The 25,895-nt window shown below is 67.5% G+C and carries 25 protein-coding genes and 1 pseudogene; 8 read left to right on the top strand and 18 right to left on the bottom strand.

Annotated elements, in window-relative coordinates; genetic code table 11:
• From EV645_RS01085 to EV645_RS01060, 6 genes are all read right to left on the bottom strand, one after another.
• Complete coding sequence (locus tag EV645_RS01085; RefSeq protein ID WP_130438780.1) at positions 1 to 402, bottom strand: DUF5130 family protein; 402 nt, start codon at positions 400 to 402, stop codon at positions 1 to 3.
• Entirely contained in the window at positions 389 to 688 is a 300-nt protein-coding gene (gene ctaJ, locus EV645_RS01080; protein ID WP_130438778.1) for an aa3-type cytochrome oxidase subunit CtaJ, read from the bottom strand. The genes EV645_RS01085 and ctaJ overlap by 14 nt, the downstream gene beginning before the upstream one ends.
• Positions 689 to 853: 165 nt before the next feature.
• A complete protein-coding gene (locus EV645_RS01075) occupies positions 854 to 1,357 on the bottom strand; it encodes a hypothetical protein (protein WP_130438776.1) in 504 nt (167 codons plus the stop codon).
• Between the two features lie 81 nt (positions 1,358 to 1,438).
• The gene (locus tag EV645_RS01070) at positions 1,439 to 2,038 is read right to left on the bottom strand and encodes a lytic polysaccharide monooxygenase auxiliary activity family 9 protein (protein WP_130438774.1); all 600 of its coding nucleotides are present in this window, start codon (positions 2,036 to 2,038) and stop codon (positions 1,439 to 1,441) included.
• 116 nt (positions 2,039 to 2,154) lie between these two features.
• The gene (gene malQ, locus EV645_RS01065) at positions 2,155 to 4,272 is read right to left on the bottom strand and encodes a 4-alpha-glucanotransferase (protein ID WP_130438772.1); all 2,118 of its coding nucleotides are present in this window, start codon (positions 4,270 to 4,272) and stop codon (positions 2,155 to 2,157) included.
• A gap of 64 nt (positions 4,273 to 4,336) precedes the next feature.
• On the bottom strand, positions 4,337 to 5,368 hold the full coding sequence (locus EV645_RS01060) for a hypothetical protein (RefSeq protein WP_130438770.1): 1,032 nt from the start codon (positions 5,366 to 5,368) through the stop codon (positions 4,337 to 4,339).
• Between the two features lie 44 nt (positions 5,369 to 5,412).
• Between EV645_RS01060 and EV645_RS01055 the strand changes: the two genes are divergently transcribed.
• On the top strand, positions 5,413 to 6,201 hold the full coding sequence (locus tag EV645_RS01055) for a mechanosensitive ion channel family protein (RefSeq protein ID WP_130438769.1): 789 nt from the start codon (positions 5,413 to 5,415) through the stop codon (positions 6,199 to 6,201).
• Here the strand turns inward: EV645_RS01055 and EV645_RS01050 are convergent.
• Positions 6,146 to 6,850: a GNAT family N-acetyltransferase gene (locus EV645_RS01050; protein ID WP_157996983.1), complete on the bottom strand. Its 705-nt coding sequence runs from the start codon at positions 6,848 to 6,850 to the stop codon at positions 6,146 to 6,148. The genes EV645_RS01055 and EV645_RS01050 overlap by 56 nt on opposite strands.
• A 137-nt stretch (positions 6,851 to 6,987) precedes the next feature.
• On the opposite strand from EV645_RS01050, the gene EV645_RS01040 reads away from it, so the two are divergent.
• Both EV645_RS01040 and EV645_RS01035 read left to right on the top strand, forming a co-directional pair.
• On the top strand, positions 6,988 to 12,780 hold the full coding sequence (locus EV645_RS01040; protein WP_198681404.1) for a glycoside hydrolase family 88 protein: 5,793 nt from the start codon (positions 6,988 to 6,990) through the stop codon (positions 12,778 to 12,780).
• A 31-nt stretch (positions 12,781 to 12,811) separates the two neighbouring features.
• Positions 12,812 to 13,801 carry a chitinase gene (locus tag EV645_RS01035; RefSeq protein ID WP_130438765.1) on the top strand — a complete coding sequence of 330 codons (990 nt, stop codon included), beginning with the start codon at positions 12,812 to 12,814 and terminating at the stop codon, positions 13,799 to 13,801.
• A 49-nt stretch (positions 13,802 to 13,850) separates the two neighbouring features.
• Here EV645_RS01035 and EV645_RS01030 read toward each other — a convergent pair whose 3' ends face one another.
• The 4 genes from EV645_RS01030 to EV645_RS01015 are packed head-to-tail and all read right to left on the bottom strand — an operon-like array spanning position 13,851 to position 15,578.
• The gene (locus EV645_RS01030; protein WP_130438763.1) at positions 13,851 to 14,279 is read right to left on the bottom strand and encodes an OsmC family protein; all 429 of its coding nucleotides are present in this window, start codon (positions 14,277 to 14,279) and stop codon (positions 13,851 to 13,853) included.
• Between the two features lie 28 nt (positions 14,280 to 14,307).
• Positions 14,308 to 14,727 carry a globin gene (locus tag EV645_RS01025; protein WP_130438761.1) on the bottom strand — a complete coding sequence of 140 codons (420 nt, stop codon included), beginning with the start codon at positions 14,725 to 14,727 and terminating at the stop codon, positions 14,308 to 14,310.
• Positions 14,728 to 14,742: 15 nt separating this feature from the next.
• A complete protein-coding gene (locus EV645_RS01020; RefSeq protein ID WP_130438759.1) occupies positions 14,743 to 15,162 on the bottom strand; it encodes an acyl-CoA thioesterase in 420 nt (139 codons plus the stop codon).
• On the bottom strand, positions 15,159 to 15,578 hold the full coding sequence (locus EV645_RS01015; RefSeq protein WP_130438757.1) for an acyl-CoA thioesterase: 420 nt from the start codon (positions 15,576 to 15,578) through the stop codon (positions 15,159 to 15,161). The genes EV645_RS01020 and EV645_RS01015 overlap by 4 nt, the downstream gene beginning before the upstream one ends.
• Before the next feature lie 129 nt (positions 15,579 to 15,707).
• Here EV645_RS01015 and fabG point away from each other — a divergent pair, with 129 nt between their 5' ends.
• Both fabG and EV645_RS01005 read left to right on the top strand, forming a co-directional pair.
• Complete coding sequence (fabG, locus tag EV645_RS01010) at positions 15,708 to 16,460, top strand: 3-oxoacyl-ACP reductase FabG (RefSeq protein WP_130438755.1); 753 nt, start codon at positions 15,708 to 15,710, stop codon at positions 16,458 to 16,460.
• A gap of 22 nt (positions 16,461 to 16,482) precedes the next feature.
• Positions 16,483 to 16,938, top strand: a complete 456-nt coding sequence (locus tag EV645_RS01005) for a MaoC family dehydratase (RefSeq protein WP_130438753.1) — start codon at positions 16,483 to 16,485, stop codon at positions 16,936 to 16,938.
• On the opposite strand, the gene EV645_RS01000 is transcribed toward EV645_RS01005, so the two are convergent.
• The 3 genes from EV645_RS01000 to EV645_RS00990 form a co-directional block, all read right to left on the bottom strand.
• Positions 16,935 to 17,819 carry a GNAT family N-acetyltransferase gene (locus tag EV645_RS01000; protein ID WP_130438751.1) on the bottom strand — a complete coding sequence of 295 codons (885 nt, stop codon included), beginning with the start codon at positions 17,817 to 17,819 and terminating at the stop codon, positions 16,935 to 16,937. The two genes, EV645_RS01005 and EV645_RS01000, sit on opposite strands and share 4 nt — an antisense overlap.
• A gap of 91 nt (positions 17,820 to 17,910) precedes the next feature.
• Entirely contained in the window at positions 17,911 to 18,705 is a 795-nt protein-coding gene (locus tag EV645_RS00995; protein ID WP_130438749.1) for a retropepsin-like aspartic protease, read from the bottom strand.
• Between the two features lie 3 nt (positions 18,706 to 18,708).
• The gene (locus tag EV645_RS00990) at positions 18,709 to 19,617 is read right to left on the bottom strand and encodes a GNAT family N-acetyltransferase (protein WP_242000130.1); all 909 of its coding nucleotides are present in this window, start codon (positions 19,615 to 19,617) and stop codon (positions 18,709 to 18,711) included.
• Between the two features lie 247 nt (positions 19,618 to 19,864).
• On the opposite strand from EV645_RS00990, the gene EV645_RS00985 reads away from it, so the two are divergent.
• Entirely contained in the window at positions 19,865 to 20,395 is a 531-nt protein-coding gene (locus EV645_RS00985) for a hypothetical protein (RefSeq protein ID WP_130438747.1), read from the top strand.
• Here the strand turns inward: EV645_RS00985 and EV645_RS00980 are convergent.
• A complete protein-coding gene (locus EV645_RS00980; protein ID WP_130438745.1) occupies positions 20,386 to 21,357 on the bottom strand; it encodes a helix-turn-helix transcriptional regulator in 972 nt (323 codons plus the stop codon). The two genes, EV645_RS00985 and EV645_RS00980, sit on opposite strands and share 10 nt — an antisense overlap.
• On the opposite strand from EV645_RS00980, the pseudogene EV645_RS00975 reads away from it, so the two are divergent.
• Positions 21,310 to 21,960, top strand: a pseudogene (locus tag EV645_RS00975) (TIGR03086 family metal-binding protein); the annotation flags it as partial. The gene EV645_RS00980 and the pseudogene EV645_RS00975 sit on opposite strands and share 48 nt — an antisense overlap.
• Positions 21,961 to 21,977: 17 nt before the next feature.
• Here EV645_RS00975 and EV645_RS00970 read toward each other — a convergent pair.
• From EV645_RS00970 to EV645_RS00960, 3 genes are read right to left on the bottom strand one after another with little or no spacing between them, the layout of a single operon-like run.
• Positions 21,978 to 22,730, bottom strand: coding sequence for an SDR family oxidoreductase (locus EV645_RS00970; RefSeq protein ID WP_130438743.1), 753 nt, complete (start codon positions 22,728 to 22,730; stop codon positions 21,978 to 21,980).
• Positions 22,730 to 23,950, bottom strand: a complete 1,221-nt coding sequence (locus EV645_RS00965) for an acetyl-CoA C-acetyltransferase (protein ID WP_130438741.1) — start codon at positions 23,948 to 23,950, stop codon at positions 22,730 to 22,732. The genes EV645_RS00970 and EV645_RS00965 overlap by 1 nt, the downstream gene beginning before the upstream one ends.
• A 12-nt stretch (positions 23,951 to 23,962) precedes the next feature.
• Positions 23,963 to 25,108, bottom strand: a complete 1,146-nt coding sequence (locus EV645_RS00960) for an acyl-CoA dehydrogenase family protein (protein WP_130438739.1) — start codon at positions 25,106 to 25,108, stop codon at positions 23,963 to 23,965.
• Positions 25,109 to 25,182: 74 nt separating this feature from the next.
• Between EV645_RS00960 and EV645_RS00955 the strand changes: the two genes are divergently transcribed.
• Positions 25,183 to 25,782: a TetR/AcrR family transcriptional regulator gene (locus EV645_RS00955; RefSeq protein ID WP_130438737.1), complete on the top strand. Its 600-nt coding sequence runs from the start codon at positions 25,183 to 25,185 to the stop codon at positions 25,780 to 25,782.
• Positions 25,783 to 25,895 lie beyond the last annotated feature (113 nt).

Below are 25,895 nucleotides of genomic sequence, written 5' to 3'. Positions count from 1 at the left end.
CTACAGCTTGTGCTGCTCGTCGCTGGCGTGCAGCAACGGCGGCTGGTGCGCGTGCGTCCCCAGCTGCTGTACGCCGGTGACGAGACCGCCGGTGAGGTCGCCGGTGGCGAACGACGTCTGCATGGTCAGCGCGGCCAGTCCGGCGGCGGTGTCCGTCAGCTGCCGCTTGGCCAGCGAGCCGGTCACGATCTCCAGCCGTCGGCCGGCTGGGTCGACGTACACCAGGACGGTGCTGTCCGGGTCGTCGAGCTCGTTGAACAGCTCGAGCGCGAACGGGCGGGTCTCGGAGTCCGCGCCGCCGACGTACACGGAGAAGTGCAGGCCGGAGGTGTCCTCGGCGTACCGGACCGCGCGCTCGATGTCGTAGAGCTGGTCGGGGGTGAATGCGTCACCAGCTGGCACTTGCGCCTCCGGTCGTGCGGGCGACGCCGGTGGCGGCGGTCCCAGTGGTCACAGTGGCACCCGGTGCGCCGGTCAGCTCAGGCAGCTCGGGCAGGTTGGCCGGGTCCGGCTTGGTTGCGGTCGGCCCGTTGATCCAGACCGGCGGAGCCCACCAGGACAGCCCTGGACGGTACCGCGGCCCGTCAGCGATCGACGACGCGAACACCAGCAACGCCAGCACCGCGACAACCAACAGAGGAATCCCGACGAACACCAGCAGGGAGTGCCCCGACAATTGAGGTATCACGCCCCGAAGCCTAGTACCCGCCCTCCCGCCCCCACTCCCCACCCCGAACCACCCGAACCACCCGAACCACCCCGTTTGGTAGGTAGACCCATCCGGTTGTGGGTTAACCACCCTGATTCCGGGTGGCGAACCCACAACGGGGTGGGTTAACCCACCAAACGGGGCTCAGCAGCCGCCGCAGTTGTAGTAGGTGATGTCCCAGTGGTTTCCCTCGTTGGCGTAGATGTTGCCGGCGCCGGAGCGCCACTGGGGGTAGCCGTCGCCGCGGTCGGCGATGCGGGTGAAGTTGTTGTGGACGTAGTTGGTGACGCACGTGGTGATCGCGACGTCGACCTTGTAGCCGTTCCAGTGGCTGTAGGTGCCGCTGGCGTGGCCGGTCTCGGTGCCACCGGTGATCCGGATCGCGCACCCGCTCGCTTGCCTGAGCGTGCGGACGCCGTACACGGTGCTGTCGTTGATCTGGTCGAACGACGTGCAGGTGGAGTTGTTGCGGTTCGAGCAGTTGCCGCTGGACGACCAGGTGATGCCGGCGGCCGAGAAGATCGCGGTCGCCTGTGAATGCGTCATCTTGGTCAGCGCCGACGCCTGCTCGACTGCGACCACACCGGGCAGCAGGCCGACGAGTACGGCGACGATCGGGACGACGACGCGACGGAGCACTGACTTCATGGGGACACTCCTTGAAATATGGGGCGGTTATTTCAAGGAGTGCACTGCCCAGGAAAGATATTGGCGAAACGTCAGATTGAATTAGAAATTAACATCCGAGCACTGGTAGAAGGCGTTCGCAGTGTCGGCGATGGTCCAGACGGCGAGGATCAGGTGCCGTCCGGACCGCCCGGCGGGGATGGTTCCGGGGTGGGACACGTCGGTCGCCGGACGCGCGCCGTTCATCGGGACGGTGAGGAACGGTTCGAGATCCAGCGCGGACCGCGTCAGCGGCTGGGTCGGATCCCAGCCCTGCTTGGTCATGTAGTACTTGAAGTCCGTGGTCGCGTGCGCCGCGGTCAGATGCCACCCGAACGTGAACCCCTGACCACCCTGGAGCTGGGTCGCCGGCCAGCTCCCGCCGCGCTGATCGTCGAGTTCGGCGAACTGCGGCAGCCCCGCCGAGCAGAGGCTCCCGTCCGCAGGACCCGCCTGCGGGAACCCCTTGGGCCCTTCCACACTCTGCGGCTCCCATTGGATCTGACCGCAGTCCTGCACGACTCCGTCCTGACAATTCTTGGCCCGGCTGATCGGCCCGGTCGTATACCCGTGTCCGTAGGCGAGCGGCACCGACGTGCACACCGTCAGCGCAAACGCGCCGACGGCAATTCCGGCAATGCCGAGTTTCCTTTGTCGCAGCATGCGAGCTCCTTCAACTGCTGGGGCGGTGGAACAGCGAAGGAAGGCGCCTCCTGCTCAATAGAAAACAACCGTTCAAATCTATTGTCAACGGTTGGTGAGAAGATGAATACGGAAAGCTATATGTTCAGTGCACCGATCAAGCGGCGGAGCCGGTGGTTGTTCGGCAGGTCTTCGACCAGGACCGGCTCGCCGTCGGGGCCGCCCAGCGGGATTCGCCAGTTCGGATACTCGTCCGTGGTCCCCGGCTGATTCTGCGTACGTCGTTCGCCGACCGCATCCGTCAGCGCGACCCCGACCAGCTTCGACGGCGTATGCGCGACGTACTGGTGCAGAGCCTCGACGATCCGCTCGACGTCGCCATCGGTGTCCGACAGCAGATGACGCTCACGTAAGGCCGCGAGCCACGCGTCGCGGTCGGCCTCGTCGACGGCAAGCTCCTCCGCGACCGGACGCGTCAGCAGACCGAGCCGGTTCCGCAGCTCGACGTGGTCGCCGGCCAGATACCCCGCCGTCGGCGGCAGGTCGTGCGTGGTGACGGTGGCCAGGCACAGCTCCCGCCACCGCTCCGGCGCGAGCGGCTTGCCGTTGGCGTCCCGCTCGAACCACAGCACCGACGTACCGAGAATCCCCCGCTCGGTCAGGTAGTCGCGCACCCACGGCTCGACCGTCCCGAGGTCCTCGCCGATCACGGTCACTCCGGAGCGCTGGGCCTCGAGCACCAGGATCCCGATCAGCGCCTCATGGTCGTACCGCACGTACGTCCCCTCGGTGGGCCGCTCCGGCGACGTCACCCACCAGAGCCGGAACATGCCGAGGATGTGGTCGATCCGCAGCCCGCCGCCATGCCGCATCACTGCTCGCACCAGATCCCGCCATGCGGCGTACCCGGTCTCGGCGAGCGCATTGGGCCGCCACGGCGGCTGCGACCAGTCCTGGCCCTGCTGGTTGAACGCGTCCGGCGGCGCACCGACGTGGATGTTCGGCGCCAGCACGTTCTGCAGCGCCCACGCGTCCGCGCCGTCGGGATGCACCCCAACCGCAAGATCGTGTACGACGCCCAGCGACATGCCGGCCGACTTCGCCCGGGCCTGGGTCCGCGCGAGCTGCTCGTCCAGCTGCCACTGCAGCCAGCAGTGGAACTCGACCGCGTCCGGGTTCTCGTTGCGGAAGGCAACGACCGCCGACGCCGTCGGGTCCTGCAGCTCCTCCGGCCACTTGCTCCACTCCGGCCCGTGCACGTCCGCGATCGCGGCCCAGGTGGCGAAGTCGATCAGCCCCTGGCTCTCTCGGTCGCAGTACGCGCCGTACTCCGCGATCCGTCCGATCGACGGCTGCACGCGGAACAGCAGCTGCAGCGCCTCGCGCTTGGCTGCCCAGACCGTGTCCCGGTCCAGCGCGGTGACGTCCTCGCTGAGCACCCGCGCCTGCAGCGCCAGCGTCCGCACGCGATCCCGCTCCGCCGGCGCGAGGTCGCCGTACTCGTCGATGTCCTCGATCCGCAGGTAGATCGGGTTGTTGAAGCGCCGCGACGCCGGGAGGTACGGCGAGGGCTCCATCCGCCCGGCCAGCTCCGCAGCGTGCAACGGGTTCACCAGCACGAACCCGGCGCCGAGGTCATGCGCCGACCACGCGGCCAGGTCACCCAGGTCGTGCAGATCGCCGATCCCCCACGACCGCCGCGAGCGAACGGAGTACAGCTGCAGCACCCAGCCCCAGGTGCGGTGCAGCTTCTCCGGCTCGAGCTTCCGCGGTGTGACGATCAGCGTGCTGACCGAGATCTCCGGATTGGTACCGATCCGCGCGCACAGCCGGTGGTACCCGAGCGGCAGGTCCCCGGGCAGCTGGAACGTCGCCTCGCCGACCTGTACGCCGTCGACCCACTCCGGCTCCACCCAGTGGTCCTGCTGCGGGATGTCCCGTCGCTGACCGCCGTCCTCGAGGTCGACCCACACCTCTGCCGTCGACCCGTGCGGCAGGTGTACGGCGAACCAGGGCGTCCAGCCCTCCCGCATCACCACGGTGGCGGGCAGCGTACGACGCCAGCGCGCCTCCTGGTGCTCAGCGAGCGCAAGCGCCGCCCTGTCCGGCGTAGACGCGTCCACGCCGAGCGCAGCGAGTACGTCGGCCACGACCTCGCTCGAGACGATCACATGCTCGCCTTGCCAGTTCCAGTACTCCGTCGCCACGCCATGGGCAACCGCTAGCTCGACAAGGGCTGCAGTGGGAGCTGTCACCCCAGCGAGTCTGCCGCATCAACCGCGCCAACGGCTAAACGGCGCGCGCCGTACGAGGGGTCTGCTATTCGTTCGAGCGCCGCCGACTCAGCATCAGCACTGCGAGCAGGAGGACTCCGCTGGCTACGACGAGTCCGACGGCCACACCGGCCATGTTGTCGGTCAGCTGGTACAGCGACGTCGGCCAGATGACCAGGAGGATCGCGCAGCCCACCACGGCGTACGACGGACGCCGCGTCCGGCCGTAGGCGACCAGCAGCGCAGCAGGGCCCGCCGTACCGACGGCCAGGGCCATGATCTCGCCGCGCTCCTGCACCAGCCAGCAGATCGACGAGCTGAACATCGCCGCTCCAGCCAGAGACCACGACGTCGCCTGATCCCGCACCAGGCCGAGCATCGCGAACACGAACGCGACGATGATGAATCCGGTGCCGGCGATACCCGCGCTGTTCGCCGCCGAGCCGGTGTCCGGAGTGAGGACATCTGCCGTGATGACCAACACACCCACGGCCAGGATCCCGAACGTTGCCACCAGCAACGATGAGCCCTCCAGCCACCACAACCCGACCGCGGCCAGCGCGAGTGCGACCGCCACCCCGGCGACCTGCCCGGTCTCCCCCTCGATCGCCACGTACGTCGCGAAGCCGGCCACGCAACACCCGAGCGACGCGAGCGCCGAGCTCAGCTGCTCACGGCGCCGTAGCAGCGCGAGCACGACGGCCGCACCGAGCAGCACGACCGCTGCAGTCGTCCCGGTGCTGACCCGGGCCGCGCGGCCCATTTCGCCCCAGTTGGCCAAGGTCAGGAGCGCGACCGCGCCGAGCAGCAGCGCGCCGCCGATGTAGCCGAGCACCTCGACCAAGGCGTTCGGATGGGCCTCGACGGGCGGCGCCTTGGGTTTGGCCGGCCCGGGAGCCTTTGCCGCCTGGGCCGCCTGGGCCGCCTGCGCCGCCGCTTGCGGATGGGGCCGCCCGGGGTCGGCCAGCGCCGCGTCGATCTCGGCGTCGGCGGCGTCCCGGATCGAGTCGGCCTGGTACTGGCGCAGCACACCAGCGCTCACGAGCCTGGACAGCTCGTCATCCAGCCGGCTCGACATGCTTTTCCGTCTCCTTGTCAGCCTTACTAAGATCAGGCGGCGAGATGCCTATTCTGACCAGCTACCTTCTGTCCCCGTTCAGTCACCCCCTGTTTTCACGCTTGTTGTCGCCCCCGGACGCGTTTCCGACGTTCTTCCGCACCGGCAATGACGGCAAACTCGAGGTGACCGACCAGATCGTGGTCGTCCCTGCCCGGATCGCGGGACTGATCATCGGTTTCCTCGTGCTCCGCTGGCTGCTGCACAAGGTCATCCGGCGGTTTGCCCGCCGGACCGGCAACGGCGCGGTGGCGGGCGTGCTGGCCAAGTCCAAGCGCGGCCAGGAGTTCGTCGAGAACAACCTCGCGAACGAGCGCCGGGCGCAGCGGGCGGAGACGATCGCGTCGCTGCTGACCAGCACGGTCACGATCGTGCTGACCGCCGTCCTCGTGGTGATGGTGCTGGCCGAGCTCGGATTCAACATCCTGCCGGTGATCGCGTCGGCGAGCATCATCGGCGTCGCGCTCGGCTTCGGCGCGCAGACGCTGGTGAAGGACTTCCTGGCCGGCGTGTTCATGATCTTCGAGGACCAGTACGGCGTGGGCGACCTGATCGACATGGAGAAGGCGACCGGGACGGTGGTCGCGGTCGGCCTGCGGATCACGACGCTGCGCGGTGAGGACGGCACCACCTGGTACGTCCGCAACGGAGAGGTGGTCCGGATCGGCAACCTGACCACCCGCGACCCGAACAGCGAGGCCTCCTCCGGCGTCGGCTCCGGCACCGAGAAGGAAGAAGTCAGTGGCTCGGACGAAAGTGTGGCGAGCGAAAAGCAGGACGAAACCCGAGCTTGAGGTTGAGCCGCTCCGCGTCCGACCCCTCGACCACCTGCAGCGTGAGCCGCCCGCCGGCCGCGTCCCGCCGGGCCTGCGCGAGCAGCGCGGTCGCCAGCCCTCGCCCCCGGTACTGCGGTTTGGTCGCGACTGCGTAGACGCCGACGACTGATCCGGTCCGCAACACCAGCGTGCTCGACGCGGGCTCGCCATCCACCCGGAGCAGGTAGAGCGACTGATCCGGCGCCCGGTAGTTCTGGACAGCTCGCTCGACGAACATCTTCTGCCACCAGTCGTAGTCCGGCTCGCCGACCTCGAGAAACGCCGCACTCTGCACCTCCGCAAACCCCACCGCGTCCGCATCCGAGTCGATCGCCGCGATCGGATCCCCCTCCACCGGCCCGGCCGATGCCTCCATATGCACCAGGACCTCGGCCGGCTCGAAGCCCGCCGCAGTCAGCCGCTCGGCCCACCCCGCGCCACTCCACGGCACCAGACGGACCGTGGACGTCCCGGCCGGGAGCTCAGCGGTCGCCGAGAGCGGGATCCACGCGGAGAACTCGCCCGATTCGCCGACCACCTCGATCGCCGCGGCGGACCGGCGTACGGCTCCGCGATGGGCCGCCAGGAAGGCCAGGTGGTTGTCGAGCAAGGCGGGGTCGTCAAGCATGCGAGCAGTCTGTACGGCGGCACCGACAGAAATCAGCTGTTGACGCATCGCGACCGGCGCGTCATGATCGAGCGAACCATTAGGAAACCTTCCTAACAGAAGCCCAACTCTGACCGCCCCCAGGTTTGGAGCTCGAAATGCGCGCACGATCCGTCCTGCGCCGCTGTCTGGCGGCACTCCTCCCCCTTCTGCTGCTGACGACGCTGCTGACAACCCTGTTCAGCGCACAGCCGGCCCAGGCCGAGCTGCAACATCCCCGGCAGCAGTTCCTCCGCGAGTCGACCGGCGGCCTGTTCCTGCATTGGGGGATGCGGTCCTCCCCCGGCTACACCAGTTGCAGCGCCTGGGAGAACGCCGTCAAGGCCGGCGGCTGGGACCCGGCGTACTGGGTCCGTGAGGCACAGAAGCTGCACACCCAGTACCTGGTCCTCGCGACGTTCCACAGCCGGCTCGGGTACGCGCGGCCGTGGCCGTCGAAGATCCCGGGCAGCTGCCACACCGACCGCGACCTCCTCCGCGAGACCATCGACGCCGCGAAGGCGCAGGGCCTGAAGGTCATCCTCTACATGACCGACGATCCGCAGTGGCACAACGACGGCCTGCCGTCCGGCAAGGACTGGCTCGACTCGGCGGCGTACTCGAATTACAAGGGCCACTCCGTCGACCTGAGCACCCGCGACGGATTCGGCGAGTTCAGCTACGACAACTTCGTCGAGGTGATGCAGCGGTACCCGGACCTCGGCGGCTTCTGGATCGACAACGACAACGCCTACTGGGAGATCCACGGGCTGTACGACAAGATTCGCCACGATCGGCCGGACTACACGCTCAGCAACAACAACGAGGACACGCCGATCATGGACATGATCAGCAACGAGCAGAAGACCGGCATGTCCCCGGACTACGACTACCCGCAGGCGGTCTACACCGCGGCGCCGCGGCTGATCGAGGCCGATTTCAAGCAGCCGTCGAAGGGCGCCTGGTGGTACGACGGCTCGAATCCGACCGTCGACACCCGCCTCACCATCGGCCGGTACGTCGCGAACGCCGGCTCGTCGATCAAGTCGCTGATGGCCGAGACCGCGATGGTCAACGGCCGGTTCCCGTCCCACCAGGAAGATTTCAACAACCTTTTTGACAAATACCTGCAGCCGATCTGGCCGTCGCTCCACGGCACCGAGGGCGGCGGCTATATGTACGGCGGCCTGAAACCCGGCGCGTGGAACGACGGCGCGTACGGCGTCACCACCGTCAGCCGGACCGATCCGGGCGAGCAGTACATCCACGTACTCACGAAGCCGACCACCAGCACGCTTCGGATCCGCGACAACGGCTATCGCATCGCAGACGTAACCGATCAGCGCAGCGGCAAGGCGATCGCCCACTCGCAGGCCAACGGCATCCTCACCCTCACGGGTCTGACCAACTGGGACGCCTACGACACGGTCTTCAAAGTCGAGAGTGCGGGACGCGCGGGCATCCTCCCGGCGTCGTCGTACACGATGACTGCCACTGCTGGCACCAACCCGGCTGCAGCCGCTGACGGCAACTACCTGACCTACTGGGACAGCAGCAAGACCACGCCGGTATCGCTGGACTTCGACCTCGGCTCGTCGAAGCCGGTCCGGTTCATCGGCCTCAACCAGCGCGAGGACTCGGTCGCGTACGCACGCTCAGCCAGCGAACAGTCGGCTCGTATCAAGAGCTACCGCGTCTACGTCAGCGCCGACGGGAAGACCTGGGGCTCACCCATCAAGACCGGCACCCTCCCCAGCCGCCGCGCCGCCGTCTACATCGACGTGCCCGCGACCACCACCCGCCATGTCCGCCTCGAGGTCGTGAACACCTACGCGGCCTCTTCGGACCCGACCCGCTACAAACGGCTGCGCATCGACGAGGCCTGGATCGGTACGTCGTACGCCCAGCCGTCAACCGCTGCGGTCATGGCTGCCGAGGTCAACGTGAAGGACTACGGCGCCAAGGGTGACGGCAAGGCCAACGACAGCGCAGCGATCAACAAGGCGATCGCGGCAGCAGCGCCCGGGAGCACCGTGCGGTTCGCGGCCGGCACCTACAAGAGCGCCAACTCCATCCACTTGAAGAGCCACCTCACCTACCAGCTCGACTCCGGTGCGACCATCCTCGGCGCGAGCAACAACACGTACGACAAGGCCGAGGCGAACCCGAACGACAAGTACCAGGACTACGGCCACAGCCACTTCCACGACGCGATGCTGTGGGGCGACCGGCTGACCGACATCGCGTTCACCGGCGCAGGCACCATCGACGGCGGCGGCCATCTGATCACCGGCAATCCGAAGTCGGGCCAGGCCGACAAGATCATCTCGCTGACCCGTTGCGACGGCCTGCGCGTGGACGGCATCCGGCTGCGCCGCGGCGGCCACTTCGCGATGCTCACCAACGGCTGCGACGACATCAACTCGGACGGCCTGCGGATCGAGACCGCGGACAACCGCGACGGCTGGAACGTCATCAACGCCAAGAACGTCACGGTCACCCACGCGAACATCGCCGCCAACGACGACGCGCTGGTTTTCAAGAGCGACTGGGCGTTGGGCGAGACGATCGACAACGGGCACGTGCGGGTCTCCGACAGCCAACTGTCCGCCGGGTGCTGCAACGCGCTGATGTTCGGCTCGGAGACCTGCGGCAACTTCACCGACTACGCGTTCGACCGGATCAAGATCACCGGCGCCGGCAAGTCCGGGCTCGGCATGGTCTCGATGGACGGCAGCAACATCTCCGACGTGCACTACCGCGATATCACGATGTCCGGCACCCGCAGTCCGATCATGCAGAAGGTCGGCACGCGCAAACGCTGCGGGGGCAGTCCAGGTGTCGGCTCGATCAGCAACATCACCTACCAGAACGTCACCGGCACGTACGACGGTGCGAGGGGTTCGGCGTACAGCCCGACGCTCTGGGGCGAGGACAACATCAGCGACGTCACGTTCGACAACGTGCAGCTCACAGTGCCGGGCGGCAACGCGACGATGGGGACCGGCGTACCGAGTAACGACCCGAAGGATTACAACCCGAACAGCATCGGCACCAGGCCGTCGTACGGCTGGTATCTGCACCAGGTCGATGGCGTTCACTTCACCGACAGCTCGATCCACTTCAACAAGAACGACGGGCGGCCGGCTGTCATCGCCAATGACGCCGCGAACGTCGGGCTGAGCGGATTCACCGCGCAGCGCGGCAGCGCGAGTCCGTATGACCTGGGGTTCCAGTCCGTGAACGGATACTGCGTGAGCGGTGGGTCGTTGCGGGTCAAGGCGACCGACTCGTCCAGCAACTGCCGTACTGCGAACCTCGAGAACGGGCAGGCCCGGACACCACCGATGGGCTTCAACAACTGGAACTCGACCAAGTGCACGTCCGCGTTCAACGAGGCGATGATCAAGGGCATCGCGGACCTCTTCGTCAGTCGCGGCCTGAAGGACGCCGGGTACCAGTACGTGAACATCGACGACTGCTGGGCGCTCCCCCAGCGCAACGCACAGGGCAACCTCGTGCCGGACCCGGCCCGGTTCCCGCACGGCATCAAGAGCGTGGCGGACTACGTGCACAGCAAGGGCTTGAAGTTCGGGCTGTACACCAGTGCGGGGACGAAGACCTGCGACAAGAACGGCTTCCCCGGTGGACTCGGCCATGAGAAGCAGGACGCCAATCTGTTCGCGTCGTGGGGCGTGGACTACCTGAAGTACGACAACTGCAACAACCAGGGCGTCGACGCGCAGCAGCGGTACACCGCGATGCGTGACGCACTACTGGCGACCGGCCGGCCGATCACGTACTCCATCTGCGAGTGGGGCCGCACCGGACCGCCGAAGGTCTGGCAGTGGGCAGCGGACGTTGGCAACCTGTGGCGCACCACCGGCGACATCAGTGACAACTGGACCAGCATGATCGGCAAGGCCCAGGCCAACCGAGACCTGAGCCAGTACGCCGGTCCAGGCCACTGGAACGACCCGGACATGCTGGAGGTCGGCAACGGCGGGATGACGGCAACGGAGTACCGCACGCACTTCAGCCTGTGGGCGATGATGTCGGCGCCGCTGCTGATCGGCACCGACCTCCGCAAGGCGTCAACTGAGACCTTCGACATCCTCACCAACCCGGACGTCATCGCGATCGACCAGGACCGCCTCGGCCGCCAGGCCACCGTGATCAGCTCGTCGGGCGGTCTGGTCGTCTACGCCAAGACCCTGTCGAACGGAGACCGGGCCGTAGCCCTCTCCAACGAGACTGGTTCGACAGCGACGATCAGCACCACCGCGGAAGCCGTCGGCCTCGGCGGCTCCGCGTCGTACACGCTGAAGGACCTGTGGAGCAAGGCGTCTCGAAGCACTACCGGTCAGATCAGCGCGTCGGTGCCGACGCACGGCACCGTCATGTATCGCGTCTCCCGAGCTGGAACGGCCCAGCGCTACGAGGCCGAGGCGGCGACGCTGTCACCCGGCAGCACGGTCGACAAGGACCACTCCGGGTACTCCGGTGCCGGCTTCGTCAACACGCCCAACCAGACCGGCAGCTACGTCGAGTGGAAGGTCGACCGCGACCAGGCCGGTCCCGCCACGCTCGTCTTCGACCACGCCAACGGGACAACCGCCAACCGAGCCCTCGACATTGCCGTCAACGGCAGCACTGTCACGAAGAACGTCGCCATCCCGTCGACGGGCGCATGGACCCTGTGGCGAACCATTCACGCCACGGCCAACCTGCGAGCCGGCATCAACACCATCCGCGTCACGGCGACCACAGCGGATGGCGCTCCGAACCTGGACTACCTGGATGTCGCTGTCGATCCACCTGCAGCGCTGGCAGCGACGGACTGGTCGGTGCGTATGGTCGACTCGACCATGGCTCGGTACAAGCCGACCACGATCGGCGGCTGGTCCTATCCGGTCGGGCTGTACCTCTACGGCCAGTACCTGGTCTACCAGCGCACTCACGACCCGAAGTACCTGAGCTACATCAAGTCCTGGGTCGACCGGTTCGTCGACAAGTCCGGGAACATCGACAACAGCTTCAACAGCCTGGACAGCATGCTCGCCGGCCGCCTGCTCGTCGTACTGCACCACGAGACCGGCGACCACCGCTACGAGGTCGCAGCGACCAAGATCCGCAAGCGGCTGAACACCTACCCGCGAACCGCGGACCAGGGCTTCTGGCACGCGACCAGTCGTCAGCACCAGCTCTGGGGCGACGGTGTGTTCATGGTGGACCCGTTCCTCGCGGAGTACGGCCATGAGTTCGGCGACTCGGCGTACACCGACAAGGAGACCGTGAATCAGCTGCTCGTCTACGCCAGCCATCTACAGCAGTCGAACGGCTTGCTGCGGCACGCGTACGACGAGTCCCGCACGCAGTCCTGGGCCGACCCCAAGACCGGCCAGTCCCCCGAGGTGTGGTGCCGCGCGGAGGGCTGGTTCGGTATGGCGACCATCGACGTGCTGGACGTCGTGCCCGCGAACCAGCCGCGGCGGACAGAGCTGATCGAGGTACTGCGGAAGCTTGTCGCGGCTTACGCGCAGTACCAGGACCCCAAGACCGGGCGCTGGTTCCAGGTGGTCGACAAGGGCAGCCGCTCCGGCAACTGGACCGAGACGTCCTGCTCGTCGATGTACACGTTCGTCATCTCCCGTGCGGTGGAACGCGGGTACGTCGACGCGTCGTACCGATCCGCCGCCGACCGCGGCTACCAGGGTGTCCTGTCCAAGCTCAGCCTCGGCTCGGACGGCCGCACCAACCTGACCGGGATCTCGGTCGGCACCAACGTCGGCGACTACAAGTACTACGTCGGCCGCGAGCGCGCCACCAACGACTTCCACGGCCTCGGCGCCTTCCTGTTGATGAACGAGCAGGTCTTGACCACATCAGCAACTGATAGGAAACTTTCCTAACTCCTACCCGCCCCCAAGATCGGAGTTTCAGATGCGCATCTTCAAGGCCGCCGCCGCGACGGTCGCCGCCGGCACGTTGGTGCTCGGCGCGGCTCTCGCCGCGCAGGCGTCCACCCAGCAGGTCCAGGCGGACCCGGCCAGCATCGGCGCCGCGCCGTACGAGTACCTCGGCTGGGGTAACCCGCAGAAGCCCGCCGACGTGATGAAGGCGGCCGGCAACAAGTGGTTCACGCTCGCCTTCATCCTGTCCGACGGCGGCTGCAACCCGAAGTGGGACGGCGATCGCGCACTGACCGGCGGATCGGACCAGACCGCGATCAACAACATCCGGTCGGCCGGCGGCGATGTGATCCCGTCGTTCGGCGGCTGGTCCGGTAACAAGCTCGGCGAGAAGTGCACCTCGGCCTCCGCCCTGGCCGGGGCGTACCAGAAGGTGATCGACGCCTACAAGCTGAAGGCGATCGACATCGACATCGAGGACACCGAGTTCCACAGCTCGGCCGCCCGGCAGCGGGTCGTCGACGCGCTGAAGACCGTCAAGTCCAAGAACTCCGGGATCAAGACATACATCACGATGGGCACCGACCAGACCGGTCCGGACTCGTCCGGTGTCGACCTGATCAACCGGGCCGCGAAGGCCGGGCTGGCCAACGACGGCTGGGTGCTGATGCCGTTCGACTTCGGCGGCGGCTCGACCAACATGGCGACACTGACCCAGAAGGCCGAGGAGGGTCTGAAGGGCCGGCTGAAGACGGCGTACGGGTACTCCGACGACACGGCGTACCGGCACATGGGCATCTCGTCGATGAACGGCAAGACCGACGACGGCGAGACGGTCCGGCTGCAGGACTTCAAGACGATGCTCGCCTACGCGCAGCAGCACCACCTGGCGCGCTTCACGTTCTGGTCGGTCAACCGGGACCGGAAGTGCGGAGGCAGCAACAACGACGGTGACTCGTGCAGCGGGATCTCGCAGAACGCCTACGACTTCACCAAGGTCGTCGCCCAGTTCCACGGCTGAAACGACGGAACGCCCGGCGAGCGACTGGCTCGCCGGGCGTTCCGGTACGTCATGCGGTGAAGGTGACGTCCAGCGTGATCGGGACGGCCGACAGCGCCTGCGAGACCGGACAGTTCTTCTTCGCGCCCTCGGCGTACTCGGCGAACTCGTCCGCGGTCAGGCCGGGGACGTTGCCGTTGACGGACAGCTTGATGCCGGTGATGCCCTCACCCGGCTGGAAGGTGACGTCGGCCTGGGTGTCGATCGACGTCGGCGCGTGACCCGCACCGGCGAGCGCGTGCGACAGCGCCATCGAGAAGCAGGTGGAGTGTGCGGCCGCGATCAGCTCTTCCGGGCTGGTCTTGCCGTTGGCGTCGTTCGCGCGGGAGGCCCAGGTGACGTCGTAGGTGCCGACACCGGACGACTCGAGAGCGACCTGGCCGGCGCCCTCCATCAGCGAGCCTTCCCAGTGGGCCTTGGCCGTACGAGTGGTAGCCATGCTCGTGTTGTCTCCTTCGAAGAGAGGTTCAGCGGCCGGACACGTCGATCGCGCCCGGGTACTGCGGTTCGTCGGTGTTCACCATGCTCTGCGCGGCCATCACCATGTAGGTCCAGATCTGCTGGTCCTGCTCAGGTGTCAGGGCGAGCTCGTCCAGCGCGGCGCGCATATGGCCCAGCCACAGGTCCCGGGCGCGTGGGGTGACCGCGAACGGGGCGTGCCGCATCCGCAGCCGGGGGTGCCCGCGCTGCTCGGAGTACGTCCTCGGGCCGCCCCAGTACTGCTCCAGGAACATCCGGAAGCGCACCTCGGCCGGACCGAGGTCCTCCTCCGGGTACAGCGCTCTGAGTTCCGGGTCGGCGGCAACACCGCGGTAGAAGGCTGCCACCAACCGGTGGAAGGTGTCCGCCCCACCGACGGCGTCATAGAAGCTCTGCTGCTCACTCATATCGGATCTAGTCTCTCAAGTGGTCACAACGTGCTGGAGGAGGGCTGCCCGTTCGGCGTCTCCCAGCTGCCGCTTCGCTTGCGTCTCACCGTCCACCACGACCAGTACGGACTCCGCCTTGGCGTACACGTCCTCCGACTCGCCACTGCGATCGACGATCCGCGACCCGAGCGTGTACGACGTCGTACCGACGGCGGCGACCCACACGTCCACGTCGTACGGCGGGTGCCGCAGGTGGATCGGACGCAGGTAGTCCACCGTCTGGCTGACGAGCACGACCGGGTACTGCGCGAAGTAGTCCCCTGTGGTCCCCATCACCTGTGCGAGGAACGCGATCCGGGCCTCCTGCAGGTAGTCGAAGTACCGCACGTTGTTGACGTGGTCGTACGAGTCGATGTCGGACCAACGGACCAGCACCTGGTACGTGAAGCTCATGCGCCCACCAGCTTGGTGAGGGCCTCGCGCTCGACCGGCGTGATCCGGCGCAACCGATTGGCGTTGAAGTCGAACGGCACCAGCCGCGTGCGAGCCTCGACATAGGTACGGCGCTCGGGCTCCGCGTCGAGGATCTCGTAGTCCACCGTGAACGAGGCGGCCTTGATCTCGCTGATCCACAGCTCGATCCGAACCGGTTCAGGGCGGAACAGCAGCGGCGCCCGGTACTGGACCTCGTGCCGCGCCACCAGCAGTCCGGTCTCGAGGGCGTCGGCGCCGAGCTCCTTGGCCGTGCGGAACAGGAAATCCACCCGGGCGTCCTGGAGGTAGTCGACGTACCGGCCGTTGTTGACGTGGCCGAGCGCGTCCATGTCCCCCCAGCGCAACGGGCAGTGATAGACGTGGCGGTTTCTCATACCTTCCCCACCCCACCGCCCCGGTCTGTGATGATCCACACGGCGATCATCGCATCCGGGGTACTACCCCGATGACAACGCGTGGGTAATGTCATCCCCGGCAGACCAGTTGACCGATTGGAGCGGTGGATGAGCGAGCGGGTGGCGATCGTGACCGGGGCGGCCCGGGGAATCGGCGCGGCCGTCGCGCAGCGGCTCGCCCAGGACGGGAACGCCGTCGCGGTCATCGACCTCGACGAGGGCGCCTGCGACGCGACCGTGAAGGCGATCACCGAGGCCGGCGGCAAGGCGATCGGCGTCGGCGCCGACGTCAGCAAGTCCGACCAGGTCGCCGCCGCGGTCGAGCGGGTGGTGGCCGAGCTCGGCGCGCCGACGATCCTGGTCAACAACGCCGGCGTACTGCGGGACAACCTGCTGTTCAAGATGTCCGAGGACGACTGGGACACGGTCATGTCGGTCCACCTCAAGGGCAGCTTCCTGATGTCCAAGGCGGTCCAGTCGCACATGGTCGACGCCGCGTACGGGCGGATCGTGTTCCTCTCCTCGACCTCCGCGCTCGGCAACCGCGGCCAGGCCAACTACGCCTCCGCGAAGGCCGGTCTGCAGGGCCTGGCCAAGACGCTGGCGATCGAGCTGGGCAAGTTCGGCGTCACCGCCAACGCGATCGCGCCGGGCTTCATCGAGACCGATATGACGGCGGCCACCGCGGCCCGGGTCGGTGTCGACTTCGAGGAGTTCAAGAAGGCGACCGCCGCGACGATCCCGGTGCAGCGGACCGGGAAGCCGGAGGACATCGCCGCCGCAGCCTCGTTCTTCTGCAGCGAGGAGGCCGGGTTCGTCTCCGGCCAGGTGCTGTACGTCGCCGGCGGACCGCGCAACTAGAGGGAACTAGGAGCGAACGAGCATGCCGCAGACCTTCCACGGTGTCGACGAGGTCGCGCACGCGGTCGGCACCCCGCTCGGCGAGACCGAGTGGCTGGAGATCACCCAGGAGCAGGTGAACCAGTTCGCCGAGGCGACCGGTGACCACCAGTGGATCCACGTCGACGTCGAGCGCGCCAAGAAGGGCCCGTACGGCGGCACCATCGCCCACGGCTACCTGACGCTGAGCCTGATCGCCCGCTTCGGCGACGAGCTGTTCAAGGTCGACGGCGTCACCGCCAAGCTCAACTACGGCGTGAACAAGGTCCGCTTCCCTACCCCGGTCCCGGTCGGTACCCGCGTCCGTGCCGGCGCCTCGATCTCCAACGCGGTCGAGACCCCGGCCGGCGTACAGGTCTCGCTCAACTGGGTCATCGAGCTCGAGAACTCCACCAAGCCCGCCTGCGTTGCGGAGACCGTCGTACTGCTCGTCCGCTAGAGCGGGCAGATCAGGACCGCGTGGGTGGCGATGCGGTCGTAGCCGAGCCATTCGTTGACGGCGAGCATCGGGGTGTTGCCGTCGTAGTTGGCGGTGTAGGCGCCCTCGATACCGGCGTCGGCGGCGCGGTGCAGGGCGGCGCTCTTGACCAGTTTGGCGAGCCCGCGACCACGGTACTCCGGCATGGTCGACGTCATCCTCGACCACATCTTGGCGCGATCGCCGTGGTTGCGCGTGAAGGCGATGATCTGGCCGTCGTACATCGCGGCCACGCTCACCTCGCGCACCAGGTCCGGCGCGTTCCAGATGTCGGCGAGCCAGGCGTCGTACGGGTGAGAAAGGATCTTCGCGTCGCCCGGCTTGGTGCGCTGGGCAACTTCGTCCGCGGCGTGCAGCAGGCGCGGATCGACCTCGGTGAACGACACCAATTGCACCTGGCTCGGGACCTCGGGAAGGTCCGTGACCTTGCGCGGGTCGATGCCCGCGTAGTGCACCTGCCGCGTCTGCCGGTATCCGAACCGCGCTGCCCAGTCGACGCTGCTCGGGTCGGCGAACACCCGCGCAGACGTTGCCCCGGCCGTCCGCAGGTCCGCGTGCGTTGCCTCCAGCAAGCGGGTGCCGATACCGCGACCGCGGTACTCCGGCCGGATCAGCAGCCGCAGCTCACCGTCCAGCGGATTCGAACCGCCGATCAGCCCGCCCGATGCCCAGCCGACCAGTTCCCCGTCGTCCACCGCCGCGAACGCGCCGTTTCCTGGCGCGGCCGGCGCCGTCAGCCGCCGGATCAGCGAACTCCGGGTGACCACCAGATACGGAACGAGCGCGTCATGCAACGCCACCGCCGCGTCGACGTCCCCCGGTCGAGCCGCCCTGATCTCCATCCCAACTCCTCGGGAACTCCAACGACCAACTCCCCAGGAAAGTAACGCCCTTTCAGGTGCATACCAGAAGTAAGCCGGTTACAGCTCTGTCTCAGAGGGTTCGCGCGCCGAGCACGACGCGAGCCCCCGTGATGTCGAAAGTCATCCGGTACCGCTCGAGATACCCGGTACCCACCAGCCCGTCATGAATGATGTCCTGAAACAGAACCCGCGGCGCCGCCTGCACGGTCTCCGCCGCAGCAGCCAGGTGAACACTCCCCGCAATCGTTGCCCAGTGTCGTTGCCACACATACCCGGTCTCATCGGTCCCGGTCCGCGTCGTCACGTCGGGACCCCCCAGATCGACCCCGCAGTCCACCGCGAACCGAGTGTCCAGGATCAGGCTGTCCGACCCGGTGTCCACCTCCACGGTGATCTCCCGTCCGCTCGGCAGCACGAGCTGCGCGAACGGATCGGCCGACACCGACTCACGCCGTACATCGAGCGGGATCTCAGGGCCATCGGCAACGAAGCTCTCCCGCGGCTGGATGGTCAGCGTCCTCGCGTCGGGATCCGTCGTGACCGTGTGGTTCTCGAAGAAGGTCGGCCCCAGGATCCCGGCGAACTCGTCACCCAGATCGGCGACGCCGGCGACATGCCCCTCGACCACGAAGTCACCGAGAGCGATTCGCGGCACGCGGACCAACGGCACCTCGATCGCCTGGCCGGACATGCGCCGCCCGGTGAACGTCTCGCCGGTCGTTGCGCCGTCGAGGCGATCGGCGACCGCGGACGAGATCACTGTGGTTCCGATGCCGGTGTCGACGAGGAAGCGGTACTCCGCCGTACCGACGGTCACCGGAACCTGGACCAGATGCTGCAGTCGATCGAAGGTGACCGTCGTCATCGGTCAGTTGTCCAGGGTGCGGAGGAGGGCCAGTTCGGTTTGGACGCGGTGGTAGCCGAGCCAGTTGTTGATGGCAAGCATCGGGCCGTTCTCGTCGTCGTTGGAGGTGTACGCCGAGGTGATCCCGGCCGCGGCCGCCCGGCGCAGCGCAACGGACTTCACCAGCTTCGCCAAACCCCGGCCGCGGTACGCCGGGATCGTGCCGGTCATGCCCGACCACATCCGGTCGCCGTCGGTCTCGACGATCGTGAACGCTGCCATCTCGTCACCGGCCATCGCCGCGACGCTGAGCGACCTGTCCATCGACGGGGCGTTCCAGATCTCGTCGAGCCACCGGTCGTACTCCATCGAGTCCATCGGCGAATCACTCGGCTCGTCCAGCGCGGCAATCGTGTCGGCCGTGTACGCCGCCTGCGGATCGACCTCGTCGAACGACACCAGCTCGATCCCTTCCGGAGTTTCCGGCTGCTCCGGCAACGACTTCAGCTCGACGCCGGCATAGTGCATCTGCCGCGTGCCGTCGTACCCGAGGTTGCGGGCGAACTCGAGACCGTCCGGGTGGACGAACGTCCGCACGCGAATCGCGCCGACCTCGGTCAGATGCTGGTGCAACCGCTCAGCGAGCTGACTGCCGATGCCCTGCTTGCGATGATCGGGATGCACGAAGATCGTCAGGTAGCTCTGGCCCGGCTGGCTGGTCCAGACGGTGAGTCCGGCCGCACCCCATGCGACCACCTGGCCGTCGACCTCGGCGATCAGTGGCAGGAAGCGCTCCTCGGGCCTCGCCACGGTGATGGCGTGCCGGGTCGCCGCCACTGACATCGCCTTATAGGAGAAGACCGCCCGTCGTACCGCCGTCACCGCCTCGGCGTCCTCACCTACGGCCTGCCGGATCACCACCCGTGTCGTCATGTCCCGGACCCTAGTCAGCAGCCCTTGCCCACGCCATGCATTAACAACCAGCAACGCGATCGCAACAGCGGCGAGAGTCTCGTGATTCGGCTGTGTAGCGGAGTCGTACTAGAGTGACGCGGTGCTGTCGGACTGATCGCCCCGACCGCCGGAAGTGCCATCGTGGTTGCACGCGACGGGGTCACCGGCGGCGGGGCGTCCGCATTGACGCTTGACCCCGTTCAGATGTCAGGCGTAAACAACAAGCATGCAGATTACCGACGGCGCTTCGGCTGCCCGGACCTTCGCCGAGCTGATGGTCTCCGACGGCCCGCGCCCGGAGTACGCCGAAGCCTTCGCGCCGTTCGCTCCGTTGATCGGGAGCTGGGATCTCGACGTCGCCTGGTACGACGAGACCGGCGCCGTCACGCGGGAGACGAAGGGTGAATGGCATTTCGCCTGGGTGCTCGACGGACGCGCGGTCGCGGACATCTGGATCACCCCCAGTCGTGCCGCCCGCGCCACCGACGGCGACGGCGAGTGGGGCCTGTCGATGCGCATCTACGATCCCGAACTGCAGGCGTTCCGCTCGACCTGGATGGGACCGAAGGCAGCCTTCGTGATGCCGTTCGTCGCGCACGCGACCGCGGACACGATCACGCTCGAGTCGCAGAGCGCGAAGACCCGCTGGGAGTTCACCGGCATCACCGAGACCGGCTTCCACTGGCGCAACGAGGATGAAGATGCCGACGGCAACATCATCCTGCGGCAGACCTTCGTCGCGACCCGTCAGCGGTAGGTAGCGACCGCCGCCTCGGCCAGCTCCAGCATCCGCGCCCTGATGTCGGCCGGCTCGAGCACCTCCACATCACCGGCGAACCCGAGCAACACCCCGCACGCTGCCTCCCGCACCCGGAAGTGCATCCGCAGGTGCGGCCAGTCGTCATCGCTCGGTATGTCGCGCGCCACCTCCCCCTTGGCCAGCATCGGCGTCGCGATCCGCCGCACCATCTCGACGCGCTCCCGACGTACCCGGACCAGTACGTCGACCCCCAGCGGCATCTGCCGCTCGAGCCCCGACCGCAGCCGATCCCACTCAGCACGTACGTCGAGCCCGTCGGGCCGATCCGCCAGCTCCTCAAGGATGTCCGCGTCCTCCACGCGCGACACCCGATACATCCGCGCCGCCCCGCGATGCGCCGCCACGAGGTACCAGCGTCCCGCCTGCTCCACGAGCCCCCACGGATCGACCGTACGGCGCTGCACGCCCTCGCTGGCCGACGCGTAGCGCAGGCGGACCCGTCTGCGCTTGACGACGGCTTGTCGCAGTACCGGCAACGCACCGGTGTCCTCGGCCTCCGCGAACCAGCGTCGCCGATCGACCACGATCGCACCGGACAACGCGTCCGCGTCCCCCTGCAGCTCCACCGGCAACGTCGCAGACAGCTTCCCCATCGCAGAGTGCACTGCGTCCTGCAGCCCCAGCTCCTCCGACAGCGCAGCCCGCCCCGACCAGGCGAACAGCGCCTGCGCCTCCCGCGGCGTCAGCTCACTGACGTCGGCCCGGTAGCCCGGCAGCAGCACACAGCCCCCGTTGCGCCCACGCTCGCTATAGACGGGTACGCCGGCCGCCGACAACGCCTCCATGTCGCGCATGACAGTCCGCGTCGACACCTCCAGCCTCTCGGCGAGGTCGCGCGCGCTCAGCCGCTCATGCCTTTGCAGCAGGAGGATGATCTGCAACAGCCGGTCCGCTCGCACGACTTCAGAATATGCGACAGAAGATGTCGTATATACCCCGCGAAGCTGTTTGCCATGAACAACTTCGAAGACCCCCGACCGATGTTCGTCCGTGCCCTCGACCAGGCCCAGCAGCTGATGGAGTCGGTCAGGCCGGAGGAGCTCGACCTGCCGACGCCGTGTACGGAGTACGGCGTCCGCACGCTGCTCGGCCACCTGCTCACCGTGATCGGCCGGATCGACCTCGCGCTGTCGGGCGAGGACATCTTCAGCATCCCGACAGTGACCGAGACCGATGACGTCGCCGGCCTGTGGAAGGAGCGCCGAACCGCCCTGGAGGCGACCCTCGCCGAAGACGATGTGCTGGAGCGGGTCTGCCGCGTTCCTTGGGGCACGGTGTCCGGCGCCGTGGCGCTGAACTCCTACGCCCGCGAGCTCGCGACCCACTCGTGGGACCTGGCGAAAGCCACCAGCCGGCTGGACGTGCTCGACGACGGCATCGCGACGTACCTGCTCCCCATGAGCAAGCAGTACCTGCCCGCCGAGCCACGCGGCGGCCAGATCCCGTTCGACGCGGTTGTGCCGATCGCCGACGACGCCGCTCCGTACGACCAACTGGTGGCCTGGCAGGGCCGTCGGCCCTACGCGATCCCGCCGTTCAACGTCAGGCCGCCGTCGATCGTGATGGTCTGGCCCGTGATCCAGGACGCCTCGTCGGACAGCAGGAACCAGACCAGGGAGGCGACATCCTCAGGCCGGCCCAGCCGACCCAGCGGGTACGTCGACGCGACCTTCTCCTCACGTCCTTCGTAGAGGGCTCCGGCGAACTTGGTCTTGACCACCGCCGGAGCCACGGCGTTGACCCGGATCTCCGGAGCCAGCTCGACGGCCAGCTCCTGCGTGATCCGGGACAACATCGCCTTGGTCGCGCCGTACCACCCGATGCCCGGCGACGGACCCAGCCCGGCTACCGACGACAGGTTGACGACGGCCCCACCATGCGCGCGCATCCACGCGTCACGGCAGGCCTTCACCCACGAGATCGCGGCGAGCACGTTGGTGTCGACCATCTTGGCCGCGACACCTTGGTCGACATCGAGCAGCTTGCCGTAGATCGGGTTGATGCCGGCGTTGTTGACCAGCAGATCCACCGAACCGTACGTCGCCACCGCGGCCGCGACCACCGCGCCGCGGTGCGAGGCATCCGCGGCGTTGCCCGCTATCCCCAACGCGTGCTTCCGGCCGCCCAGCGTCGCGACCGCCTCGTCGAGCGTCTCCTTGGTCCGGCCGGTGATGACGACCCGCGCACCGTCGGCCACCAGCCGCTGCGCGACCGCCAGCCCGATCCCGCGAGAGGCTCCGGTGACGATCGCCGTACGGTTCTCCAGCGTCATCAGCTGAGACGCTCGAGCACGACCGCCATACCCTGACCGCCGCCGACGCACATGGTCTCGAGGCCGAACTGCTTGTCCTCGAACTGCAGCCCGTTCACCAGCGTGGTCATGATCCGCGCACCGGTCGACCCGAACGGGTGGCCGAGCGCGATCGCACCGCCGTGCACGTTCAGCTTGTCCTCGTCGATCCCGAGCTCGCGCGCCGAACCGATCACCTGGACAGCGAACGCCTCGTTGATCTCGACCAGGTCGATGTCGTTGATGCTCATCCCGGCCCGGGCCAGCGCCTGCTTCGACGCCTCGACCGGACCGAGGCCCATGATCTCCGGCGACAGACCGCTCACGCCGGTCGACACGATCCGCGCGAGCGGCGTCAGGCCGAGCTCGCGAGCCTTGGTGTCGCTCATGATCACGACCGCCGCGGCGCCGTCGTTCAGCGGGCAGCAGTTGCCGGCCGTGACAGTGCCATCGGGACGGAACACCGGCTTCAGGCCGCTCACACCTTCGAGCGTGGTCCCCGCCCGCGGTCCGTCGTCCTTGCTGATCACGGTCCCGTCAGGCAGCGTCACCGGGATGATCTCGCGCTCGAAGAAGCCGTTGCCGATCGCCTTCTCGGCCAGGTTCTGCGAGCGGACGCCGAACGCGTCCTGCTCGGCCCGGGTGATGCCCCTGAGCGTCGCCACGTTCTCCGCGGTCTGGCCCATCGCGATGTAGATGTCCGGGATCTGCCCGTCCGTGCGCGGGTCGTGCCAGGTGTCGTTGGTCTCGGCGTACTTCTCCGTCCGCGCAACCGCGTCGGTGAAGACCGGGTTGAACGCGCTCGGGTCGCCGACCCCGGCCGAGCCGAAGTTCTTGTACCGCGACACGCACTCGACGCCGGCGCTGACGAAGATGTCGCCCTCGCCGGACTTGATCGCGTGGAAGGCCATCCGCGCGGTCTGCGTCGACGACGCGCAGAACCGGTTCACCGTGGTCGCCGGCGTGTTGTCCCAGCCGAGCTGCACCGCGACGCGGCGGGCCATGTTGCCGCCGTGCTCGTCGTGCGGCTCCGCACAACCGAGCGCCAGGTCCTCGATCTGGTCCCCGGTCAGCCCGATCTTCTCGGTCGCCGCCTTGATCATCTGGACGGCGAGGTCGTCCGGCCGGATCGTGGTCAGCGATCCCTTGAACGCGCGGCCGATCGGCGAACGCGCGGTGGAGACGATGACTGCTTCAGGCATCTCTTATCCCTTTCAGAGGCCCAGATCGCGGCCGATGAGTTCCTTCATGATCTCGTTCGAGCCGGCCCAGATCTTCGTCACCCGGGCATCGCGCCAGGCGCGGGCCACCCGGTACTCGTTCATGTAGCCGTACCCGCCGTGCAGCTGGACGCACGCATCCAGTACTTCGTTCTGCACGTGGGCGCTCCACCACTTGGTCTTCGCGGCATCGACCGCGGACAGGCGGTCCTCGTCGTGCGCGACCACGCCGTTGTCGACGTACGCCTGCGTGACCTCGACCTTGGTGACGAGCTCGGCGATCAGGAACTTGTTGTACTGGAACGAGCCGACGGACTGACCGAAGGCCTTGCGCTGCTTCACGTACTCGATCGTCTCGTCGAGGATCTGGGTCGCGTGCGCGATGTTCGACACCGCGGCGCCGATCCGCTCCTGGGCCAGCCGCTCCATCATGTGGATGAAGCCGCGGTCGAGCTCGCCGAGCACATTGTCGTCGGCGATGAACAGGTCCTCGAAGAACAGTTCCGACGTACCCGACTCGGTCTGGCCGACCTTGTCGAGCTTGCGGCCGCGGGCGAAGCCCTCCATGCCCTCCTCGACGACGAACAGCGTGATGCCCTTCGCGCCCTTCGACGGGTCGGTGCGGGCGGCGACGATGACGAGGTCGGCCATGTCGCCGTTCGTGATGAAGGTCTTCGAGCCGTTCAGCACCCAGCCGCCGTCGGCCCGCTTCGCGGTCGTCTTCAGCGCGGCGAGGTCGGAGCCGCCCGACGGCTCGGTCATCCCGATCGCGGCGACGTACTCACCGGAGCAGAACTTGGGCAGCCAGCGCTGCTTCTGCTCCTCGGTGCCGAGGTCGACGAAGTACGGCGCGGCGCAGTCGTAGTGGATGCCGAAGCAGCTCGACAGCGAGGCGGAGACCTTCGAGACCTCTTCGGCGAAGACCTGGTTGAACCGGTAGTCGCCGACGCTGGAACCGCCGTACTCCTCCGGCACGTCCAGGCCGAGGAAGCCCTGCTTGCCGGCCTCCAGCCAGGCAGCCCGGTCGATCGTCTTCTCTTCGAGGAACTGCTCCATCCGCGGAACCAGCGAGCGGTCGCAGTACTCCTTGGCACTCGCGCGGAATGCGTGGTGGTCCTCGTTGAAGATGACGCGCTGCATCTAGGCCTCCCCAAGCTGTGAGATGTCTGGCTAAGCGCTTGCTTAGCTTCACGCGTTTGGTGCAAGGTGTCAACGTGTCCGCAGTCACGAGTCCCCTGGTTTGGGAGCATGTCCAGCCGGCCGCCGCCCGTCGGCTGCTGACCGGTGCCGTCGACGCGTTCGCCGAGCGGGGCTACCAGGCCACGACGACCCGCGACATCGCGTCCCGCGCGGGGATGAGTCCGGCCGCGCTGTACGTTCACTACCCGTCCAAGGAGCGCCTGCTCTTCGAGATCAGCCTCTACGGCCACAACGCGGCGCTCGAGGTACTGCGATCCGCCGACGCCGGCTCGACGCCCGCCGACCGGCTTCGCTCGCTGGTCGCGGCGTTCACCGCCTGGCACGCCGAGCACCACACCATCGCCCGCGTGGTCCAGTACGAGCTGGTCGCCCTGACGCCGGAGCACCTCGCCGAGGTGGCGGTCATCCGACGGGCCATCTCCACCCAGATCGAGCAGGTGCTCGCGGACGGCGTGCGGGACGGATCCTTCGCGGTCGCCGACCTTCCAGGCACGACTCTCGCCGTACTGTCGCTGTCCATCGACGTCGCCCGCTGGTACACACCGCATCGCGGCGACCCTGCGGCGCTGGGCAAGCTGTACGCCGACCTCGCGCACCGGATGGTCCAGACATAGCAAAGACCCCGCACCACCTGGGCGGTTTCAAGGGGTCGTTGCAACACCGCCTTGGTTTCTAGGTGGTGAGTAGATCACGCAAACGCTCGGCTGGGGTGTCCCAGTCGAGCGTT

Origin of the sequence: Kribbella rubisoli (assembly GCF_004217145.1) — a bacterium.
GTDB classification, from domain to species: Bacteria; Actinomycetota; Actinomycetes; order Propionibacteriales; family Kribbellaceae; genus Kribbella; species Kribbella rubisoli.
Note: the sequence above shows the minus strand (reverse complement) of the source record. Positions and strands in the feature narration are given on the sequence as shown.

Coding starts and splice junctions, on each gene's coding strand:
- EV645_RS00965 (WP_130438741.1), bottom strand. CDS start 23,950: ATGCCTGAAGCAGTCATCGTCTCCACCGCGCGTTCGCCGATCGGCCGC.
- EV645_RS01025 (WP_130438761.1), bottom strand. CDS start 14,727: ATGAGTGAGCAGCAGAGCTTCTATGACGCCGTCGGTGGGGCGGACACC.
- EV645_RS01030 (WP_130438763.1), bottom strand. CDS start 14,279: ATGGCTACCACTCGTACGGCCAAGGCCCACTGGGAAGGCTCGCTGATG.
- fabG (WP_130438755.1), top strand. CDS start 15,708: ATGAGCGAGCGGGTGGCGATCGTGACCGGGGCGGCCCGGGGAATCGGC.
- EV645_RS01075 (WP_130438776.1), bottom strand. CDS start 1,357: ATGAAGTCAGTGCTCCGTCGCGTCGTCGTCCCGATCGTCGCCGTACTC.
- EV645_RS01020 (WP_130438759.1), bottom strand. CDS start 15,162: ATGAGCTTCACGTACCAGGTGCTGGTCCGTTGGTCCGACATCGACTCG.
- EV645_RS01000 (WP_130438751.1), bottom strand. CDS start 17,819: ATGGAGATCAGGGCGGCTCGACCGGGGGACGTCGACGCGGCGGTGGCG.
- EV645_RS01055 (WP_130438769.1), top strand. CDS start 5,413: ATGCCTATTCTGACCAGCTACCTTCTGTCCCCGTTCAGTCACCCCCTG.
- EV645_RS01005 (WP_130438753.1), top strand. CDS start 16,483: ATGCCGCAGACCTTCCACGGTGTCGACGAGGTCGCGCACGCGGTCGGC.
- EV645_RS01070 (WP_130438774.1), bottom strand. CDS start 2,038: ATGCTGCGACAAAGGAAACTCGGCATTGCCGGAATTGCCGTCGGCGCG.
- EV645_RS01050 (WP_157996983.1), bottom strand. CDS start 6,850: ATGCTTGACGACCCCGCCTTGCTCGACAACCACCTGGCCTTCCTGGCG.
- EV645_RS00985 (WP_130438747.1), top strand. CDS start 19,865: ATGCAGATTACCGACGGCGCTTCGGCTGCCCGGACCTTCGCCGAGCTG.
- EV645_RS00990 (WP_242000130.1), bottom strand. CDS start 19,617: ATGACGACACGGGTGGTGATCCGGCAGGCCGTAGGTGAGGACGCCGAG.
- EV645_RS01035 (WP_130438765.1), top strand. CDS start 12,812: ATGCGCATCTTCAAGGCCGCCGCCGCGACGGTCGCCGCCGGCACGTTG.
- EV645_RS00960 (WP_130438739.1), bottom strand. CDS start 25,108: ATGCAGCGCGTCATCTTCAACGAGGACCACCACGCATTCCGCGCGAGT.
- EV645_RS00995 (WP_130438749.1), bottom strand. CDS start 18,705: ATGACGACGGTCACCTTCGATCGACTGCAGCATCTGGTCCAGGTTCCG.
- EV645_RS01040 (WP_198681404.1), top strand. CDS start 6,988: ATGCGCGCACGATCCGTCCTGCGCCGCTGTCTGGCGGCACTCCTCCCC.
- EV645_RS00970 (WP_130438743.1), bottom strand. CDS start 22,730: ATGACGCTGGAGAACCGTACGGCGATCGTCACCGGAGCCTCTCGCGGG.
- EV645_RS01015 (WP_130438757.1), bottom strand. CDS start 15,578: ATGAGAAACCGCCACGTCTATCACTGCCCGTTGCGCTGGGGGGACATG.
- EV645_RS01060 (WP_130438770.1), bottom strand. CDS start 5,368: ATGTCGAGCCGGCTGGATGACGAGCTGTCCAGGCTCGTGAGCGCTGGT.